The sequence below is a fragment of the Pseudomonas fragi genome (genome assembly GCF_002269505.1).
Classification (GTDB): Bacteria; Pseudomonadota; Gammaproteobacteria; order Pseudomonadales; family Pseudomonadaceae; genus Aquipseudomonas; species Aquipseudomonas fragi_D.
This window is the reverse complement of record NZ_NQKQ01000017.1, coordinates 72309-90829: the sequence shown is the minus strand read 5'-3', so window position 1 is coordinate 90829 and position 18521 is coordinate 72309. Positions and strand designations below refer to the sequence as shown.

At 58.8% G+C, this 18521-nt stretch carries 16 protein-coding genes; 11 read left to right on the top strand and 5 right to left on the bottom strand.

The annotated features are described in order from the left end of the window. Nucleotides 1–47 precede the first annotated feature (47 nt). Nucleotides 48–698, bottom strand: a complete 651-nt coding sequence (locus CJU81_RS15780) for a GNAT family N-acetyltransferase (RefSeq protein WP_095037389.1) — start codon at nucleotides 696–698, stop codon at nucleotides 48–50. A 182-nt stretch (nucleotides 699–880) separates the two neighbouring features. On the opposite strand from CJU81_RS15780, the gene xthA reads away from it, so the two are divergent. Next, a complete protein-coding gene (gene xthA / locus CJU81_RS15775; protein ID WP_095037388.1) occupies nucleotides 881–1693 on the top strand; it encodes an exodeoxyribonuclease III in 813 nt (270 codons plus the stop codon). Nucleotides 1694–1911: 218 nt separating this feature from the next. Beyond that, complete coding sequence (locus CJU81_RS15770) at nucleotides 1912–3219, top strand: substrate-binding domain-containing protein (RefSeq protein ID WP_095037387.1); 1308 nt, start codon at nucleotides 1912–1914, stop codon at nucleotides 3217–3219. Nucleotides 3220–3323: 104 nt separating this feature from the next. Here CJU81_RS15770 and CJU81_RS15765 read toward each other — a convergent pair whose 3' ends face one another. Further along, on the bottom strand, nucleotides 3324–4532 hold the full coding sequence (locus tag CJU81_RS15765; protein ID WP_095037386.1) for an acyl-CoA dehydrogenase: 1209 nt from the start codon (nucleotides 4530–4532) through the stop codon (nucleotides 3324–3326). Nucleotides 4533–4688: 156 nt separating this feature from the next. Between CJU81_RS15765 and CJU81_RS15760 the strand changes: the two genes are divergently transcribed. The 3 genes from CJU81_RS15760 (at nucleotide 4689) to CJU81_RS15750 (ending at nucleotide 7108) form a co-directional block, all read left to right on the top strand. Further along, nucleotides 4689–5642, top strand: coding sequence for a LysR family transcriptional regulator (locus CJU81_RS15760; RefSeq protein ID WP_095037385.1), 954 nt, complete (start codon nucleotides 4689–4691; stop codon nucleotides 5640–5642). A 26-nt stretch (nucleotides 5643–5668) separates the two neighbouring features. Next, complete coding sequence (locus tag CJU81_RS15755; RefSeq protein WP_095037384.1) at nucleotides 5669–6073, top strand: MerR family transcriptional regulator; 405 nt, start codon at nucleotides 5669–5671, stop codon at nucleotides 6071–6073. A 138-nt stretch (nucleotides 6074–6211) separates the two neighbouring features. Further along, on the top strand, nucleotides 6212–7108 hold the full coding sequence (locus CJU81_RS15750; protein ID WP_095037383.1) for a hydroxymethylglutaryl-CoA lyase: 897 nt from the start codon (nucleotides 6212–6214) through the stop codon (nucleotides 7106–7108). A gap of 661 nt (nucleotides 7109–7769) precedes the next feature. On the opposite strand, the gene CJU81_RS15740 is transcribed toward CJU81_RS15750, so the two are convergent. Next, on the bottom strand, nucleotides 7770–9452 hold the full coding sequence (locus tag CJU81_RS15740) for an AMP-binding protein (RefSeq protein WP_095037381.1): 1683 nt from the start codon (nucleotides 9450–9452) through the stop codon (nucleotides 7770–7772). A gap of 204 nt (nucleotides 9453–9656) precedes the next feature. On the opposite strand from CJU81_RS15740, the gene CJU81_RS15735 reads away from it, so the two are divergent. From CJU81_RS15735 to CJU81_RS15720, 4 genes are read left to right on the top strand one after another with little or no spacing between them, the layout of a single operon-like run. Then, a complete protein-coding gene (locus CJU81_RS15735) occupies nucleotides 9657–10820 on the top strand; it encodes an isovaleryl-CoA dehydrogenase (protein ID WP_095037380.1) in 1164 nt (387 codons plus the stop codon). An 11-nt stretch (nucleotides 10821–10831) separates the two neighbouring features. Beyond that, on the top strand, nucleotides 10832–12439 hold the full coding sequence (locus CJU81_RS15730; protein ID WP_095037379.1) for a carboxyl transferase domain-containing protein: 1608 nt from the start codon (nucleotides 10832–10834) through the stop codon (nucleotides 12437–12439). 28 nt (nucleotides 12440–12467) lie between these two features. Beyond that, complete coding sequence (locus tag CJU81_RS15725; protein ID WP_095037378.1) at nucleotides 12468–13286, top strand: gamma-carboxygeranoyl-CoA hydratase; 819 nt, start codon at nucleotides 12468–12470, stop codon at nucleotides 13284–13286. Further along, nucleotides 13283–15223: an acetyl/propionyl/methylcrotonyl-CoA carboxylase subunit alpha gene (locus tag CJU81_RS15720; RefSeq protein WP_095037377.1), complete on the top strand. Its 1941-nt coding sequence runs from the start codon at nucleotides 13283–13285 to the stop codon at nucleotides 15221–15223. Before CJU81_RS15725 ends, CJU81_RS15720 begins: the two co-directional genes overlap by 4 nt. 57 nt (nucleotides 15224–15280) lie before the next feature. Here CJU81_RS15720 and CJU81_RS15715 read toward each other — a convergent pair whose 3' ends face one another. Continuing rightward, nucleotides 15281–15940: a LexA family protein gene (locus CJU81_RS15715; protein WP_095037376.1), complete on the bottom strand. Its 660-nt coding sequence runs from the start codon at nucleotides 15938–15940 to the stop codon at nucleotides 15281–15283. A gap of 129 nt (nucleotides 15941–16069) precedes the next feature. On the opposite strand from CJU81_RS15715, the gene CJU81_RS15710 reads away from it, so the two are divergent. Then, nucleotides 16070–16417 carry a DUF6124 family protein gene (locus CJU81_RS15710; RefSeq protein WP_095037375.1) on the top strand — a complete coding sequence of 116 codons (348 nt, stop codon included), beginning with the start codon at nucleotides 16070–16072 and terminating at the stop codon, nucleotides 16415–16417. 49 nt (nucleotides 16418–16466) lie between these two features. On the opposite strand, the gene CJU81_RS15705 is transcribed toward CJU81_RS15710, so the two are convergent. Then, nucleotides 16467–17519: a Glu/Leu/Phe/Val dehydrogenase dimerization domain-containing protein gene (locus CJU81_RS15705; protein WP_095037374.1), complete on the bottom strand. Its 1053-nt coding sequence runs from the start codon at nucleotides 17517–17519 to the stop codon at nucleotides 16467–16469. 171 nt (nucleotides 17520–17690) lie between these two features. Between CJU81_RS15705 and CJU81_RS15700 the strand changes: the two genes are divergently transcribed. Beyond that, a complete protein-coding gene (locus CJU81_RS15700) occupies nucleotides 17691–18158 on the top strand; it encodes an Lrp/AsnC family transcriptional regulator (RefSeq protein ID WP_095001684.1) in 468 nt (155 codons plus the stop codon). The last annotated feature ends 363 nt before the right edge of the window (nucleotides 18159–18521 follow it).

Sequence of the window (18521 nt, the reverse complement as noted above, 5' to 3'; positions counted from 1 at the left end):
ACGGGCTGGGGGGCTCAAAGAGTGCGCCAAGGAGCAAAAGTTCGTCTTTAAGACATCGCTGAAAATGACACCTGCGGATTGGCATGGAAGAACACATGTTCTATCACGGGCCCCACCGCAACTTCCCCGATCTCCACATAGCCCTGGCGCTTGTAGAATTCCAGGTAATGCGGGTTGCCGGTGTCGAGCACTACACCTTCGGAATGCTCGTCCTCGGCGCACCAGTTATGCACCGCTTCAAGCAACTGTTCGCCGTAATGCAACCCCTGAAATTCGGGATGAATACCCAGCAACGGCAGCATGTGCACGGCATCTCCCGGCACGCAGGCCTGCACTGCCTGGTGATAGGCCAGATAGCGCCGCGTGCAGTTCAGCCCGGCGCTGAGCACCATGCGCAGCTGCCAGGCCCAGCTTTCGGTAATCCCCAGCCGCCGCTGCGGCGGGGCAATCAGGGCAATGCCCACCAGACGGTCATTGACCAGCAAACCCAGTGCCGGCAAATCCTGAAAAAAATGCTGCCTGACCAGCTCCCGCACCGTCGCGCGAACCCGTTGTTCGTAACCGCTGCGCTCGGCGTTGAACAGAAAACGGAATGTCGGCTCATGGCGATAGGCCTGATACAGCAAGGAACGCGCTTCTCTTGAATAGCCACTGTCTAGCAACTGGATCTGACTGGTGGCGTTCGGCGTTTGCGTCATGCGATCAACTCCCCGGCGCGGCCTCGATAGCGGCGCTTCTAATGCGTACGAACCCCCGAGGGCCACAACAGTTCCATCGTGGCCGAATGCATCCTACGTTAGCAGTGCATTTGCTCCACTGCACGCTGGCAGCCAGGGCGTCAGTCCGCTAGCATCGCAGTTTTGCTCAGGACTGCCCGCCCATGAAAATCGTTTCATTCAACATCAATGGCCTGCGCGCTCGGCCACATCAGCTGGCAGCGCTGATCGAGAAACATCAGCCTGACGTGATCGGCCTGCAGGAAACCAAGGTCCATGACGACCAGTTCCCCCTCGCCGACATCGAAGCCTTGGGCTATCACGTGCACTTCCATGGCCAAAAAGGCCATTACGGCGTCGCCCTGCTTTCGCGCCAGGCGCCCCTGGAACTGCACAAGGGTTTTGCCAGCGATGAAGAAGACGCTCAGCGCCGGTTTATCTGGGGCACCTACGCTGACGAAAACGGCCAGCCGGTGACCATCATGAATGGCTACTTCCCACAGGGTGAAAACCGCGATCACCCCACCAAATTCCCGGCCAAACAGCGCTTCTACAGCGATCTGCAGCAGCTGCTTGAAAGCCGGTTCAGCAATGAACAACCGTTGGTGGTGATGGGCGACATCAACATCTCGCCGCAAGACTGCGACATCGGCATCGGCCCGGACAACGCCAAGCGCTGGCTGAAAACCGGCAAGTGCAGCTTTTTGCCGGAAGAGCGCGAGTGGCTGGAGCGCCTCAAGGGCTGGGGCCTGGTCGACAGCTTTCGCTACCTGCACCCGGACGTGGCCGACCGGTTCAGCTGGTTTGACTACCGCAGCCGTGGTTTTGAAGACGAGCCCAAGCGTGGCCTGCGCATTGACGTGATCCTTGCTTCCCGGGGACTGGTGCCACGAATCAAGGCAGCGGGAGTCGACTACGACCTGCGCGGCATGGAAAAACCGTCGGATCATGCGCCGATCTGGCTGGAATTGAGCTGAGCTGAGCTGAGCTGAACTGAACTGAACTGAACTGAACAAAATCCTGTAGATACTCTGTTGCAGGTCAAGCCTCCCTGTGGGAGCGAGCCTGCTCGCGAACGACTTTCGCGAGCAGGCTCGCTCCCACAGTTGAAGTTTCCTTCAGACCCTGTCATCGGTTTGAAACCTTTCTGACTTAAATTGCAGACCTTTCTACGGCCCCAGGAAGGTGCCTTCCCATGCTGCGCTTTTTGTCGTTGACTCTGTTATGCGCAGTAACCAGCCTGACAATGGCGGCCGAACTGCGTATCCAGGGTTCCAACACCATCGGCGCCAACCTGGGTCCAGCTCTGGTCAGGGCCATGCTCGCCGAACAGGGCCTGCATGACATCCATAGCGTCCCGGTCATCCCGCCCAACGAGCACAGTATTGTCGGCACCACAGCCCAGGGCCAGCAGATCCGCGTGGATGTCGCCGCCCACGGCTCGGGCACCGGCTTTACTGCGCTGGCCGCAGGGCGTGCTGATCTGGTGGCTTCGTCACGGCCCATCAAGGACCGCGAACTGGTTGACCTTGAACCCCTGGGCGACCTGAAAAGCCCCGGCGCCGAGCAAGTGATCGCCATCGATGGCCTGGCGATCATCCTCCATCCGCACAACCCCCTCAACCAGCTCAACACCGAGCAACTGGCACAGATTTACAGCGGCCAGATCAGCCGCTGGGAACAGTTGGGCGGCACCGGCGGGGCGATTCACCTGTATGCACGCGACGACCAGTCCGGCACCTGGGAAACCTTCAAGGAGCTGGTCCTGAACCGCAACGGGCAGCCCTTGAGCAGTACTGCGCAACGCTTCGAGTCCAGCGAAGCGCTGTCCGACGCCGTCAGCCATGACCCGCAAGCCATCGGCTTTATCGGCCTGCCTTATATCCGTGAGGCCAAGGCCCTGGCCATTGTCGATGGTGCATCGCAACCGATGTTGCCGCTCACCAGCCTGATCGCCAGCGAGGACTATCCCTTGTCCCGGCGCCTGTTCTTTTATCTGCCCCCGGCTGCAAACAATCCCTGGGCCAAAGCGCTGGTTAACTTCACCCAGAGCCCTCAAGGTCAGGCCATCGTCGGGCAAAACGGTTTTGTCGCCCAAAGCGTGCAGGCGGACAGCGTGCTCCCGGGCGCGCACATGCCGCAGGCGTATCAGGCGCTGACCCGGGAGGCGCAGCGCTTGTCTGTCAACTTTCGTTTTGAAGAAGGCAGCGCCTCCCTGGATAACAAGGCGCGTCAGGACTTGCTGCGTGTGGTCGACTACCTGAGCGCCCACGGCAAGCTCGACAAGCAGGTCACCCTGGTGGGTTTCGGCGACGCCAAGGATGACCCGCAGCGAGCACAACTGCTGTCCCGGTTACGGGCAATGGCGGTGCGCCGCGAGTTGGTGAAAAGTGGCGTGGTACCCAGGGAAATTCGCGGTTACGGTGCACAAATGCCGGTGGCAGCCAACACCGAAGATGAAGGCCGCCTGAAGAATCGTCGGGTTGAGGTGTGGGTTTATTGAGCCACCGGCCTATCAACCTGTGGGGGCGGGATTGCTCGCGATAGCATCGACTCGGCACTACTGATACACCGCATTGACCGCATCGCGAGCAAGCCCGCTCCCACTCAAACCCGCAACCACTTGTCCAGCTCAAACTTGCCCACCGCAGCCCGGTGCACTTCGTCCGGGCCATCCGCCAGGCGCAGTGTGCGCTGCATGGCATACATATAAGCCAGCGGAAAATCCCCCGAAACCCCAGCCCCGCCATGCATCTGAATGGCCCGGTCAATCACCTTCAAGGCAACGTTGGGGGCGACAACCTTGATCTGGGCGATTTCACTTTTGGCCACCTTATTGCCCACCGTGTCCATCATATACGCAGCCTTGAGGGTCAACAGACGCGCCATGTCGATCTCCATGCGCGAGTCGGCGATCTTGTCGATATTGCCCCCCAGTCGTGCCAGCGGCTTACCGAACGCAGTACGGGCCAGCGAACGTTTGCACATTAATTCCAAGGCCCGCTCGGCCATGCCGATCGAGCGCATGCAGTGGTGAATCCGCCCCGGCCCAAGGCGCCCCTGGGCAATCTCGAAGCCCCGGCCTTCACCCAACAAGACGTTTTCGTACGGCACACGCACATTGTCGAACAGCACTTCGGCGTGACCGTGAGGTGCATCGTCATAGCCGAACACCGGCAGGGGCCGCACGATTGTTACCCCCGGTGTATCCACCGGCACCAGGATCATCGAGTGTTGCTGATGGCGCGGGTTTTCGGGATTGCTCAGGCCCATGAAAATCATGATCTTGCAGCGTGGGTCACAGGCCCCCGACGTCCACCACTTTCGGCCATTGATCAGCCACTCATCGCCTTCACGCACGGCGCGTGCAGCCATATTGGTGGCATCCGCCGAGGCGACGTCCGGTTCGGTCATGGCAAACGCCGAGCGAATCTCGCCGCGCAGCAGCGGCTCCAGCCACTGCTGCTTTTGCGCCGCGCTGGCATAACGCACCAGTACTTCCATGTTGCCGGTATCCGGCGCCGAGCAGTTGAAGGGCTCGGAACCCAACATCGAGCGCCCCATGATTTCTGCCAGCGGCGCGTATTCGAGATTGGTCAGCCCGGCACCCTGTTCGGACTCGGGCAAAAACAAATTCCACAGGCCTTCAGCCCTGGCCTTTAGCTTCAGCTCCTCCATGATCGCAGTGGGCTGCCAACGATCACCCTCAGCCACCTGCTGATCAAAAATCGCCTCCGCCGGGTAGACATGGGCGTCCATAAACGCTGACACACGCTCGCGCAATGCCTTAACTTTCGGGGAATAAGCGAAATCCATAAGTGGCTACCTTCTACCGGGGATGCTGAAAAGTGATACCCGATGCTAGATCAGCCCCCCTTTATTTGCGCTACCTATTAACGGCGTGTATTACCATTCATAAGCAATATATGATCGGAGCGCCTCACCCTTTCCAACAACAAGAGCCACCGCGCCATGAACCTGAACAAGGTCGACCTGAATCTGTTTATCGTCTTCGATGCTATTTACACCGAAGCCAACCTGACCCGCGCCGGGCAGATTATCGGCATCACCCAGCCAGCGGTGTCCAATGCGCTGGCACGGTTGCGCGAAAGCTTCAACGACCCGCTGTTCGTGCGTACCGCCCAGGGCATGGTGCCCACCCCCATGGCGCAGAACATCATCAGCCCGGTGCGCAGCGCGCTGGCGCTGTTGCGTGTTTCGGTGCAGGAAAGCCGCACCTTCAACCCCCTGCAAGCCAACAAGACCTACCGCATCAGCATGACCGACCTGTCAGAAGCGGTGATTTTGCCGCCGTTATTCCAGCGGCTAAGGCGTCAGGCACCATCGGTAGTGGTCGAGAGTTTTCTCTCCCATCGACGTGAGACCACCAGCGACCTGGCTGCCGGGCGCCTGGATTTTGCGGTGGATGCGCCACTCAACACCGACCCGCAGGTGCGCCACGTCAAATTGATGGAGGACCGCTACGTTTGCGCCATGCGCCAGGGCCATCCACTGGCCGCCAAAGCCGCCTTGAGCCTGGATGAATACCTGGCGTTGACCCACATTCATATCTCGACCCGGCGCAACGGCCTGGGCGAAGTCGACCTGGCGCTGGGCAAAATGGGCCTGCAACGCAAGATCACCCTGCGTTCGCAGCATTACCTGATGGCCTCCAATGTGCTGCAACAGACCGACATGGCAATGACCGTGCCCGAGCGTTTTGCCCGCCGCCATGGCCTGCACTTTGTCCCCCTGCCCCTCAATGAACTGCCTAATGTTGAAACCCATCTCTACTGGCACGAAAGTACCGAGCAAGACCCGGCCAATCGCTGGATGCGCGAGCAACTGATCGAGCTGTGCCAGCAACAACAGAAATCTGAAGCCACGAGCCTGCTTGACGTAAACGTCAACCAGCCATTAGTTTAACCACACGATTCCTCCAGAGCCCGCCCATGAGCAGCCAGACGTACAGTATTTCCGACCTTGCCCGCGAGCTTGACATCACCACCCGCGCCATCCGTTTTTATGAAGAACAGGGCCTGCTCGCCCCCGAGCGCCGCGGCCAGGAACGGGTCTATTCAGCGCGGGACAAGGTCAGCCTGAAACTGATTCTGCGCGGCAAGCGCATCGGCTTTTCCCTGGCCGAATGCCGCGAACTGATCGAGCTTTATGACCCCACCAGCGGCAACCAGAAGCAACTCAACAGCATGCTGGCCAAAATCGCCGAGCGCCGCGAGCAGCTTGAGCAACAGTTGCTGGATATCCAGCAGATGCAGCTGGAACTCGATACCGCTGAAGAACGGTGTCTCCAGGCGCTGGAACAGACCATAAAAAAACAGACGACTAAAAGCCCCTAGCCCTACCCTCGCCCAAAGGGAGAGGGAACGGACCGCATACGAACTCAAGAACACCACCGATCTGCCCCCTCGCCCTTTGGGAGAGGGTTGGGGTGAGGGCTTGGCAAGACACATATTTCAATAGACACGGTGACCCCCATGACACTTCCAAGCCATGTGCGCCTGATCGAAGTAGGCCCGCGCGACGGCCTGCAGAATGAAGCCCTGCCCATCAGCGTCGCCGACAAGGTGCAACTGGTTGACGCCCTGACCGACGCCGGGCTGGGTTATATCGAGGTAGGCAGTTTTGTCTCGCCCAAATGGGTGCCGCAAATGGCCGGCTCGGCCGAAGTCTTTGCACAAATCCGGCGCAAACCGGGGGTGGTCTACGGGGCACTGGCACCGAACATGCGCGGCTTTGAAGATGCCGTGGCCGCCGGGGTAAAAGAAGTCGCGGTATTTGCCGCCGCGTCCGAAGCGTTCTCGCAACGCAATATCAATTGCTCGATCAGCGAAAGCCTGGCGCGTTTTGTACCCATCATCGAAGCGGCCCGACAGCATGGCATCAGCGTGCGCGGCTATGTGTCCTGTGTGCTCGGCTGCCCTTATGAAGGCCAGGTCAGCCCGCAGCAAGTGGCACAGGTCGCGCAGGAGCTGTACGCCATGGGCTGTTACGAAGTGTCATTGGGCGACACTATCGGTACCGGCACCCCCACAGCCACACGCAACTTGTTCGAAGCCGTAACGGCATGCGTGCCACGAGAGAAACTCGCCGGGCACTTCCACGATACCTACGGCCAGGCGCTGGTGAATATTTACGCCAGCCTGCAGGAAGGTATCGCCGTATTCGACAGTTCAATTGCCGGGCTCGGCGGTTGCCCTTATGCCAAAGGCGCCAGCGGTAACGTGGCCACAGAAGACGTGTTGTACATGCTCAACGGCATGGGCATCGACACCGGGGTGGATATGGACAAGCTGTTACTGGCCGGTGAGCACATCTGCCAGGTACTGGGCCGTGTTACCGGATCACGGGTGGCAAAGGCCCGCCAGGGCTAAAAAGTGTTCCGGGGTGTTACCTCACCGCCACACAAACGAGTAACACGGAAACAAACCGGCCCTGCCCAGGGTCGGTTTTTTATTGCCTGTATTTTCAAGCTATTGATTTATAAGGGTTTTTAAAAGTTGGCACGGCTCCTGCTATCTCTATGGCATAACAAGAATAAAAACCGCAGCAACATAATAAAAACAATACGAAACGACTCTGACATAACAAAAACAACACGGCAGAGACGCAGCTAACAGATTTTTTTGGAGAAGGTTTGCTTTTCCGAGGGCCTAAAAGCCACTCGCAACCGGGCAGAGAATAATAAAACTACCTTCAGGTAGCACCCGCACAGGTTGGATCACGGGTTTGATAGCCAGTGATAAAAGTGGATCAGCGCTCAAAAAAATACGTTTGCTCTTGATCCCGGATGGGGATCGCAAAAAAACGCAGCAAAAGGGTGAGTTCCAAAAACAACAATAGACCGCCCTTCAATAATAAAAAAAGAGCACGCAACGACATATTAAAGGGGAGCCTCGGCTCCCCTTTGTGTTGTCTGGGGTTTGATAATTTGCTTGATTGGATACCCCCGTGGGAGCGAGCCTGCTCGCGATGCAGGCGCCACGGTTCATCAGGCAAGGCCTTCGCGAGCAGGCTCGCTCCCACAGGGTTTGCTTATTTCTGTTGGCATTCCTGAATACTGATCTCACGCATTTTGAATTTCTGGATCTTGCCAGTCACGGTCATGGGAAAGGTCTCCACAAACTTGAAGTAACGCGGCGTTTTAAAGTGCGCAATCCGCGACTTGCACCAGGTTTGCAGCTCCAGTTCATTGGCCGTATGGCCGGGATGAAACTTGATCCAGGCAACGATCTCTTCACCGTATTTGGCGTCGGGGATGCCCACAACCTGCACGTCAGCCACTGCCGGATGGGTAAAAAAGAACTCCTCCAGCTCCCGCGGGTAAATATTCTCACCTCCGCGAATGATCATGTCCTTGTTACGCCCCACAATCCGCACATACCCCTGCTCATCCATCTGCGCCAGATCACCGGTGTGCATCCAGCCATCACCGTCAATGGCATCAGCGGTGGCCTGTGGGTTGTTCCAGTAACCGAGCATCACGCTGTAGCCACGGGTACACAACTCGCCAATCTCACCCCGTGCAACAGTGTTACCCGCAGCATCGATCAACTTGCTCTCCAATTGTGGCTGGGTGCGCCCTACCGTGGTAACACGCACTTCCAGTTCATCCGCAGGACCTGTCTGGATTGATACCGGACTGGTTTCGGTCATGCCATAAGCAATTTGTACTTCACCCATGTGCATGTCACTGATAACACGGCGCATGACCTCGATCGGGCACGTAGCCCCGGCCATGATCCCCGTGCGCAGGCTCGACAGATCAAACCCGGCACGCTGCGGGTGGTCGAGCATGGCAATAAACATGGTCGGCACACCGTACAAGCCGGTGGCCCTCTCCTCGGCCACCGCCTGCAGCGTCAGTTGCGGGTCGAATGCCTCTGCGGGGTAAATCATGGTGGTGCCATGGGTCACGCAACCCAGGTTGCCCATCACCATGCCAAAGCAGTGATAGAGCGGCACCGGGATAACCAGACGGTCGCTGGCCGTGAGCCCCAGGCTCTCACCAACCATATAGCCATTATTGAGAATGTTCTGATGGCTGAGGGTCGCCCCCTTGGGGAAGCCCGTAGTACCCGAGGTGTACTGGATATTGACCGGCTGGTCGACGTGCAGGCTCGCTTCGCGATCACGCAACTGCTGCGGCTCGACCTCGCCAGCTAATGTGGCAAGCTGCGACCAGGGTAAAAAACCTGCCGGCGGCTCAGCGGCGAGGCTGATGACTCCGCGCAAGTTGGCAAAGCGTTCACAGTCCAGCGCCCCGATCGACTGCTCCGCCAGCTCAGGGATCAGTTCCTGAAGCATGGCGTGATAGTTGGAGGTCTTGAACGCCCCCGCGCACACCAGCCACTGACACGCCGATTGCTTGAGTACGTATTCGAGCTCCGAGAGCCGGTATGCCGGGTTGATGTTGACCAGGATCACACCAATCTTGGCGCTGGCAAACTGGCTGATAAACCACTCGGCGCCGTTAGGAGCCCACACCCCCAACCGGTCCCCCGCCTGCAAGCCCAAAGCCAGCAGCGCCCTGGCATGCAGGTCGACCACCGCGGCCAATTGTGCCCATGTGTAACGTTGCTGCTGATGGCGCACCACCAACGCCTCCCCCTGCGGGTAACGCGCAGCAGTCCGATCGAAAGCCTGGCCTATCGTCATCGCCAGCAGCGGCTTGTCCAGCGCACCCTGGCTGTAACTGGGGACGGATTGCAACTTCATGACAACTCCTCTTGTGATTGTTTTGGGAGCATGAGCAAGGCGCGCACTTCACCAGCTCATTTGAAGAACAACAAATACTCTGGCCTAAGTTGACGTTAACGTAAAGGTCGTTGACAGTTAAAGGTGCCAAGTTTACGTTAACGTAAAGGTTATCAATGGCGACGCAGTAACCGCCTCCACAAGAACAATGAATATAGGTGCCCCATGAGCTACCCCACCCTGAACTTCGCCCTGGGCGAAACCATCGACATGCTGCGCGATCAGGTCCAGGCATTCGTCGCTGCAGAGCTGGCGCCACGCGCGGCGCAAATCGATAAGGACAACCTGTTCCCGGCCGATATGTGGCGCAAGTTCGGTGACATGGGGTTGCTCGGCATCACCGTCGCAGAAGAATACGGCGGCACTGGCCTGAGCTATCTGGCCCACGTGGTGGCCATGGAAGAAATCAGCCGCGGTTCAGCCTCGGTTGCCCTGTCCTATGGCGCCCACTCCAATTTGTGCGTCAACCAGATCAACCGTAACGGCACCCATGAACAGAAGCTCAAATACCTGCCCAAGCTGATCAGCGGCGAACACGTCGGCGCCCTGGCCATGAGTGAACCTAACGCCGGTTCTGATGTGGTATCGATGAAACTGCGCGCCGACAAGCGCGGCGATCACTATGTCCTCAACGGCAGCAAAACCTGGATCACCAACGGCCCGGACGCCAGCACCTATGTGATCTATGCCAAGACCGATCTGGAGAAAGGCCCGCACGGGATCAGCGCATTTATTGTTGAGCGTGACTGGAAAGGCTTCAGCCGCAGTAGCCATTTCGACAAGCTCGGCATGCGCGGTTCCAACACCAGCGAGCTGTTTTTCGACGATGTCGAAGTACCCGAAGAGAACCTGCTGGGCACCCTCAATGCCGGCGTAAAAGTGCTGATGAGCGGCCTGGACTACGAGCGCGTGGTGCTCTCGGGTGGCCCCACCGGGATCATGCAGGCCTGTATGGACCTGATCGTGCCCTACATTCACGACCGCAAGCAGTTCGGCCAGAGCATCGGCGAATTTCAGCTGATACAGGGCAAGGTGGCCGACATGTACACCCAGCTCAATGCCAGCCGCGCCTACCTGTATGCCGTGGCCGCCGCGTGCGAACGTGGCGAAACCACGCGCAAGGATGCCGCCGGAGTGATTTTGTACAGCGCCGAACGTGCCACGCAAATGGCCCTGGACGCCATCCAGATTCTGGGCGGTAACGGCTACATCAATGAATTCCCGGCCGGGCGCTTGCTGCGTGACGCCAAGCTGTATGAAATCGGCGCTGGCACCAGCGAAATCCGACGCATGTTGATTGGTCGCGAACTCTTCAACGAAACTCGCTAAGGAGCGTTGGCATGTCCATCTTGCAGACGACGATCAACCCGCGCTCGGCCGAGTTCGGACTTAACCGCGACGCCATGCTCAAACAGGTCGAAGCCTTGCACACCCTGTTGGCGCAGGTGCAACAGGGTGGTGGTGTAAAGGCGCAGGAGCGGCATACCTCACGGGGCAAATTGCTGCCACGCGAACGGATTGACCGCCTGCTGGACAGCGGTTCGCCCTTCCTTGAATTGAGTCAGCTAGCGGCTTACAACGTGTACGGCGAAGACGTTCCGGCCGCAGGAATCATTGCTGGCATAGGTCGGATCGAGGGCGTGGAATGCATGATTGTCGCCAACGACGCCACGGTCAAAGGGGGTTCGTACTACCCGCTGACGGTCAAAAAACACCTGCGGGCGCAAACCATCGCCGAGCAAAACCGCTTGCCGTGCATTTATCTGGTGGATTCGGGCGGTGCCAACCTGCCGCGCCAGGATGAAGTGTTCCCGGACCGTGAACACTTTGGACGGATCTTCTTCAACCAGGCCAACATGAGCGCGGCGGGTATCCCGCAGATTGCCGTGGTCATGGGTTCCTGCACCGCTGGCGGCGCCTATGTGCCTGCCATGGCCGACGAGGCCATTATGGTGCGTCAACAGGCGACGATTTTTCTCGCAGGCCCGCCGCTGGTAAAGGCTGCTACAGGTGAAGTGGTCAGCGCCGAAGACCTCGGCGGGGCCGATGTGCATTGCAAGATTTCCGGGGTGGCCGACCATTACGCCGAGAGCGACGAGCACGCGCTGGCACTGGCCCGGCGCAGCGTTGCCAACCTCAACTGGCGCAAGCTGGGCCAGTTGCAGCAACGCACACCGCTCGCGCCGCTGTATGACACTGATGAGCTGTACGGCATTGTGCCGGCCGATGCCAAACAGCCATTTGATGTGCGCGAAGTGATTGCACGGCTGGTGGACGGTTCGGTGTTCGATGAGTTCAAGGCCCTGTTCGGCACCACGCTGGTGTGCGGCTTTGCCCACTTGCACGGCTACCCGGTGGCGATTCTGGCCAACAACGGCATCCTGTTTGCCGAGGCCGCGCAAAAAGGTGCGCACTTTATCGAGCTGGCCTGCCAGCGCGGCATTCCCCTGGTGTTTTTGCAAAACATTACCGGCTTTATGGTCGGGCAAAAATACGAAGCCGGCGGCATTGCCAAGCACGGGGCCAAGCTGGTCACCGCCGTGGCATGCGCCAAGGTGCCCAAATTCACCGTGATCATTGGCGGCAGTTTTGGCGCTGGCAACTATGGCATGTGCGGGCGCGCCTACGATCCGCGCTTTTTGTGGATGTGGCCAAATGCCCGAATTGGTGTGATGGGCGCGGAGCAAGCCGCAGGCGTGTTGGTGCAGGTCAAGCGCGAGCAGGCAGAACGCAATGGCCTCGGGTTTACAGCCCGGGAAGAGAGCGAGATCAAGCAGCCCATCCTCGACCAGTACGAGCATCAAGGCCACCCCTACTACTCCAGCGCGCGCTTGTGGGATGACGGCGTGATCGATCCGGCGCAAACCCGCGACGTACTGGCACTGGGTTTGTCTGCCGCACTGAATGCACCTGTCGAAGCCACCCGTTTCGGTGTGTTCCGGATGTAACCCCCACAGCCTTTCAGGACTGACCAACATGATGGATTTCAACACCCTCGAACTGCACACCGATCCCCGGGGCTTTGCCACCCTGTGGTTGAGCCGCGAGCAGAAGAACAACGCATTCAATGCCCAGATGATCCGCGAACTGATCCTGGCTCTTGAGGCCGTACAAGCCGATCCTGCCCTGCGCTTTCTGGTGCTGCGCGGGCGCGGCAAGCATTTCAGCGCCGGGGCCGATCTGGCCTGGATGCAGCAATCGGCCGAACTGGACTACCACACCAACCTCGACGACGCCCGCCACCTGGCCGAACTGATGTACAACCTGGCCAAGCTGAAAATACCCACCCTGGCCGTGGTTCAGGGCGCGGCCTATGGTGGCGCGCTGGGCCTGATCAGCGCCTGCGACATGGCCATCGGCGCCAATGACGCGCAGTTCTGCCTGTCGGAAGTGCGTATCGGCCTGGCGCCTGCGGTGATCAGCCCCTTTGTGGTGCAAGCCATCGGTGAGCGCGCAGCCCGGCGCTATGCCCTGACGGCGGAGCGCTTCAGCGGCGAACGTGCCCGCGAGCTGGGTTTGCTATCGGAGTGCTACCCACCCGCCGAGCTTGAGCAGCACATCGGCCACTGGATTGACAACCTGCTGCTCAACAGCCCCCAGGCCATGCGCTCCTGCAAGGACCTGTTGCGGGAAGTCAGCCACGGCGCACCGACCCTGGCTATTCGCCGTTACTGCGAAAACGCCATAGCCCGCATCCGCGTCAGCCCAGAAGGCCAGGAAGGCTTGCGCGCCTTTCTGCAAAAACGTGCCCCCAGCTGGCAAGCCGATCCATCGACACTGGAGCCGCGTTTATGAGCGCCCCTCTTCTGACCTCCGTACTGGTAGCAAACCGTGGCGAAATCGCCTGCCGGGTGATGCGCACGGCCAGGGCCCTGGGCCTCACGACAGTAGCCGTACACAGCGCGACCGACCGCGACGCGCGGCACTGCCGCGAAGCCGATATCTGCGTAGACCTGGGGGGCAGCAAAGCCGCCGACAGTTACCTGAAAATCGACAAGATCATCGCAGCGGCCAAGGCCAGCGGAGCCCAGGCCATTCACCCCGGTTACGGCTTTTTGTCGGAGAACGCCGGCTTTGCCCGTGCCATTGAAGCCGCCGGGCTGATTTTTCTTGGCCCGCCCGCCAGTGCCGTTGATGCCATGGGCAGCAAGTCCGCCGCCAAGGCCTTGATGGAAGTGGCTGGCGTACCGCTGGTACCGGGCTACCACGGCGAAGACCAGGATCTGGAAACCTTTCGCCTCGCCGCGGAACGCATCGGCTATCCGGTGCTGCTCAAGGCCACGGCGGGCGGTGGCGGCAAGGGCATGAAGGTGGTCGAGGACGTCGCCCAGCTGGCAGAGGCGCTGGCCTCGGCGCAGCGCGAAGCGCTGTCGTCCTTTGGCGATGCGCGCATGCTGGTGGAAAAGTACCTGCTCAAGCCACGCCATGTGGAAATCCAGATTTTTGCCGACCAGCAAGGCAACTGCCTGTACCTCAATGAGCGCGACTGCTCGATTCAACGTCGCCATCAGAAAGTCGTGGAGGAAGCGCCAGCACCGGGCCTGAGTGTCGAACAGCGTCAGGCGATGGGCGAGTCCGCCGTGCGTGCGGCGCTGGCCATAGGTTATGTGGGTGCGGGCACCGTAGAATTTTTGCTGGATGCGCGAGGCGAATTCTTCTTTATGGAGATGAACACGCGCTTGCAGGTTGAGCACCCGGTCACTGAAGCCATCACCGGCCTCGATCTGGTGGCCTGGCAAATCCGCGTGGCGCGGGGTGAAGCCCTGCCCATCAGCCAGGCGCAAGTCCCGCTTAACGGCCATGCTATTGAGGTGCGCCTGTATGCCGAAGACCCGAGCCATGATTTCCTGCCCCAAACCGGCCGTCTTGAGGTGTATAGAGAGTCGGCAGCAGGCCCGGGCCGTCGTGTGGATAGCGGTGTCAGCGAAGGCGACGAAGTGTCGCCGTTCTACGATCCGATGCTGGGCAAGCTGATTGCCTGGGGCGAAGATCGCGAACAAGCCCGCCTGCGTCTGCTGGCCATGCTTGATGAGTTCGCCATCGGTGGCCTGAAAACCAATCTGGGCTTTTTACGGCGCATCATCGGTCACCCCGCCTTCGCCGCAGCCGAGCTAGATACCGGATTTATCCCGCGCTTCGAAGAACAATTGCTGCCTGCTTCAGAGCCATTGCCTGCTGCCTTCTGGTCTGCTGGCGCACAAGCCTTCAACCTGAGCGAGCAGCCCAGAGTTCGCGCTGATGACCCGGCCGCGCCGTGGTCTGCACACAACGGCTTTCGCAGTGGTCTGCCAGCACAGACCTTGTTGGCCCTGACCTGCAACGGCGAGCAACAGGTCATCCACCTCAGCGCGAACACGGCTACCTTGCGCGATGAGCAACTGGTCATCGAACAGGACGGTGTACGCCGCCAGCACCTGGCCATCCGCCGGGCCGATGCCCTGTACCTGCGCTGGAACAATGAGCTGCATTGCGTGCGCCTGCACGATCCAATCAGCGCCGTAGACGCCAGCCACACCGCCCAAGGTGGCCTGACCGCGCCGATGAACGGTAGTATCGTACGGGTGCTGGTTGAGGTTGGGCAAACCGTCGAGGCCGGCGCTCAATTGGTGGTGATGGAAGCCATGAAAATGGAACACAGCCTGCGCGCCCCCCATGCAGGCGTTATCAAGGCGCTGTTCTTTCAAGAAGGCGAAATGGTCAGTGAGGGCTCGGCGCTGGTCGAGCTGGAGTGAAAAAAGGCGGATACCGTGTCCGGTATCCGCCTTTCTTGCAGCCCTGGCGAGCGGTACCTAGAACTTGACAGTGGCCTGTACCACGACGCCGATAATCCGACATTTATCATCAAACAGGGTTTTGGGATAAGTCGGGTTAAGGGGTTTGAGGTAACGCTGACCGCTTTCTTCGATCAGCTGCCGAAAGGTGGTGGCCTCGGACTCTGGCGTCAGGGCGATCACCATTTTGCCGGGGGTGGCCTCGATATCCGGATCAACCAAAATCATCATTCCTTGCGCGATGCTGACCCCCACCGGCGCGGTCATGGCATCACCCGTTACCTGCAGCCAGAAGGCACCGCCTTTGGCGTAGTGATCGCTGACCTCGAAAATCGTGCCGGGCGACGCGTAGTCGGGCTGTACTTTCTCGTTGACCTGACCGGCCGATACCCAGTCCCTGACCGGATAGCGGAATACCGAGGTGATCTCGTAGGCGTATTCGTCAGCGTCGGGGCTGTCGCCCGCGTCATTGCGCTCACGAACCACCAAAGCAACCTCAAGGTGTTCCAGCCCAAGTGCATGCAGTACGTTGTTCATCGTCGGCAAGTCGGGTTGGCGGCGTTTATTGAGCCAATGGCCGACTCCGCCCTGGGAAGCCCCGACGCGCTCGGCGAGTTTTTCTTGCGTGAGTTTCAGCTCGCGCAATTTGGTTCTGACTAAAGCGATCCATTTATCCATCAGCCGAACAATACGGATTGAATTCGGCGCAACAATACACGGATTGTATTATTTACTTATCACAATAAAATACTTAATGTACTAATCTGCTTTGACTGAATCGATCAATTCCTGAAACGCAGGTAAATCATGACTCCAATAGCAAAAATCCCCGTCGAAACCGAGCCCTATGGCGGGCTTGAATCCATCAAGGACAGCATCGCGACCCAGCGTGCCCTCGACTATTATTTGAAACCACCTGTTTCTCAACAGGTTTCGGAGAAGAAAATTTTCCAGGTCAGCGATGACGTGAGCCAGGAGGAAGCTCTGGTGCTGGCGTCGGATTACTTGCGCTGCGCAATTGCCAATGCGCAAAGCGCCAGCGAGCATCAGCAAGGCTCTCAACGGGACCTGCTGTTGAGCCTGCTGTTTCTCATGGAGCCTTCCAGGCAATTATTGGACAAGGCAATAGACATGCAACAACTGCCTGCCCTCTGAAGTGAAAAAAGGCGCTGGTTACCCGCTGCGGACACCAACGCCTTGGCCATCACGCTTCTAGACGCTCTTGGGCGAGGCTATCGGCAATGCGCGTGGTGTTCATGTCCTGGGCTTTAGCCCTTAGAAATATCTGACGCAACGTCTCACCAATGCCTTCAACGTGCTGGCGAACCTGCTCAGGCGTACCGCCGTTGTACTCGTAGGAAACGTCAATAATGCCGCCCGCATTGATCGCGTAATCCGGTGCGTGCAAACAACCCCGGTGCCACAGATCATCGGCATGGGAAGCCTTGGCCAATTGATTGTTGGCCGCACCGGCGATCACGGGTGCACGCAGTACCTGCAAGGTTTCATCGTTGATGATGGCGCCCATCGCACAGGGCGAAAACACATCCACGTCCAGCCCGTAAATATCCAGTGCACTGACTGCGTGAGCACCCAGTTCGTCGACTGCGCGGCGCACATTGGCCTCCTGGATATCGTGAACCCACAACTCGGCGCCCGCCTCCTTCAGGTGCCGGGCCAGGTTGAAACCCACCTGGCCAAGGCCTTGTACGGCCACCCGCAGGCCTGTCAGGTCACTGCGGCCCAAGCGTTGCAGAACCGCTTCACGCAGGCCGATAAATACCCCCAGGGCGGTGGCCGGGGACGGATCGCCACTACGTGTGCCACCACCCAGTTGCTCACGGGTGCCAGCACCTACCACATGACGGGTGCGCTGGGCCATCAGGGCCATTTCAGCAACCCCGGTTCCGGAATCCGCCGCAGTGATGTAACGCCCGCCCATGCTCTCGACAAACTCGCCCATGGCCCGGAACAGCGCCTCGCTCTTGTCTTTATGCGGGTCACCAATAATCACCGCCTTGCCCCCACCCAATGGCAACCCGGCCAGCGCCGACTTGTAGGTCATGCCTCGGGACAGGCGCAGCACATCGTTCAAGGCTTGCTGCTCGTCGGCATAGGGCCACATGCGGCAGCCGCCCAGGGCCGGCCCCAGGCGCGTGTTGTGCACTGCAATAATGGCTTTGAGGCCTGTGGCCTTGTCATGACAGAACTGGACTTGTTCGTGATGATCGAATTCGGGGTGAGCAAAAATCGGCATTGCATTCTCTCTCTTGTTTTTAGCCCTGGAAACGAGCCAGACCACAAAGTCAGTCTGTGACTCGTGGCAAAAGAGTGAGGGTTTTACTTGGGATTTTTCTTTCTAAATTGCAGGAGTTGTTCTGCTAATCTGCATGCATCATTCAAAAACAATAAGAAAACAGATCAATTCATGCAGATAAAATTAAGCGCCATCGACCGCAAGATTCTTCGCCTGCTTCAGCACAATGCCGACCTGTCTGCCGCCGAGGTGGCGGAACGCGTGGAGTTGTCGCAATCGCCCTGCTGGCGGCGTATCCACCGCCTGCAAGAGGAAGGGCTGATAGAGCGCAAAGTGGCCCTGCTCAACCCCAAGAAGCTCGGGCTCAATGTGGTGGTGTTCGTCAATGTGCGGCTGTCAGGCCACGGCCGACGGCACTTGACCGAATTTGAAGAGGCAATCACCGATTACCCCGAGGTGATCGAGTGCTACACCATGGCCGGCGACATGGACTACCTGCTCAAGGTGGTCACCCACGACATCGACAGCTATGAACGATTTTTGCGTGATCACCTGCTGCAGAAACCGCACGTTCAGGAAGCCCACTCCAATATCGCCATGAGTGAGGTCAAACGCACCACTGAGTTGTTGCTCGACTAGGTCTGCAGGCCGCGAGATAGAGCTTTGGGCCGGGGGAACGAAAAATTAATTTCGAAAAGCGCGGGAAATAGCTTGATTTGCAAATGATAATGATTATTATTGCATGCAGCTGGTCGCGAGATCAGTCGATAATTCAAGGGACCTTAGGTCGGTCTTTTGAATTACCTCCTCATCAGGCTAATCACGGTTATTTGACCCGGCTTCTGGCCGGGTCTTTTTTTTTGCGGCCAGTTAACTGGCTCTGCGTGCTTCAGGCTAATGAAGTCTGGTGTGCAGCCATTTTCTTGGGTGGCCGTCACGATAGGACGATGATAGCAAAAGAACATCGGGAAACGGAAGCCTGAAGTCTTGGACTATAGCCGT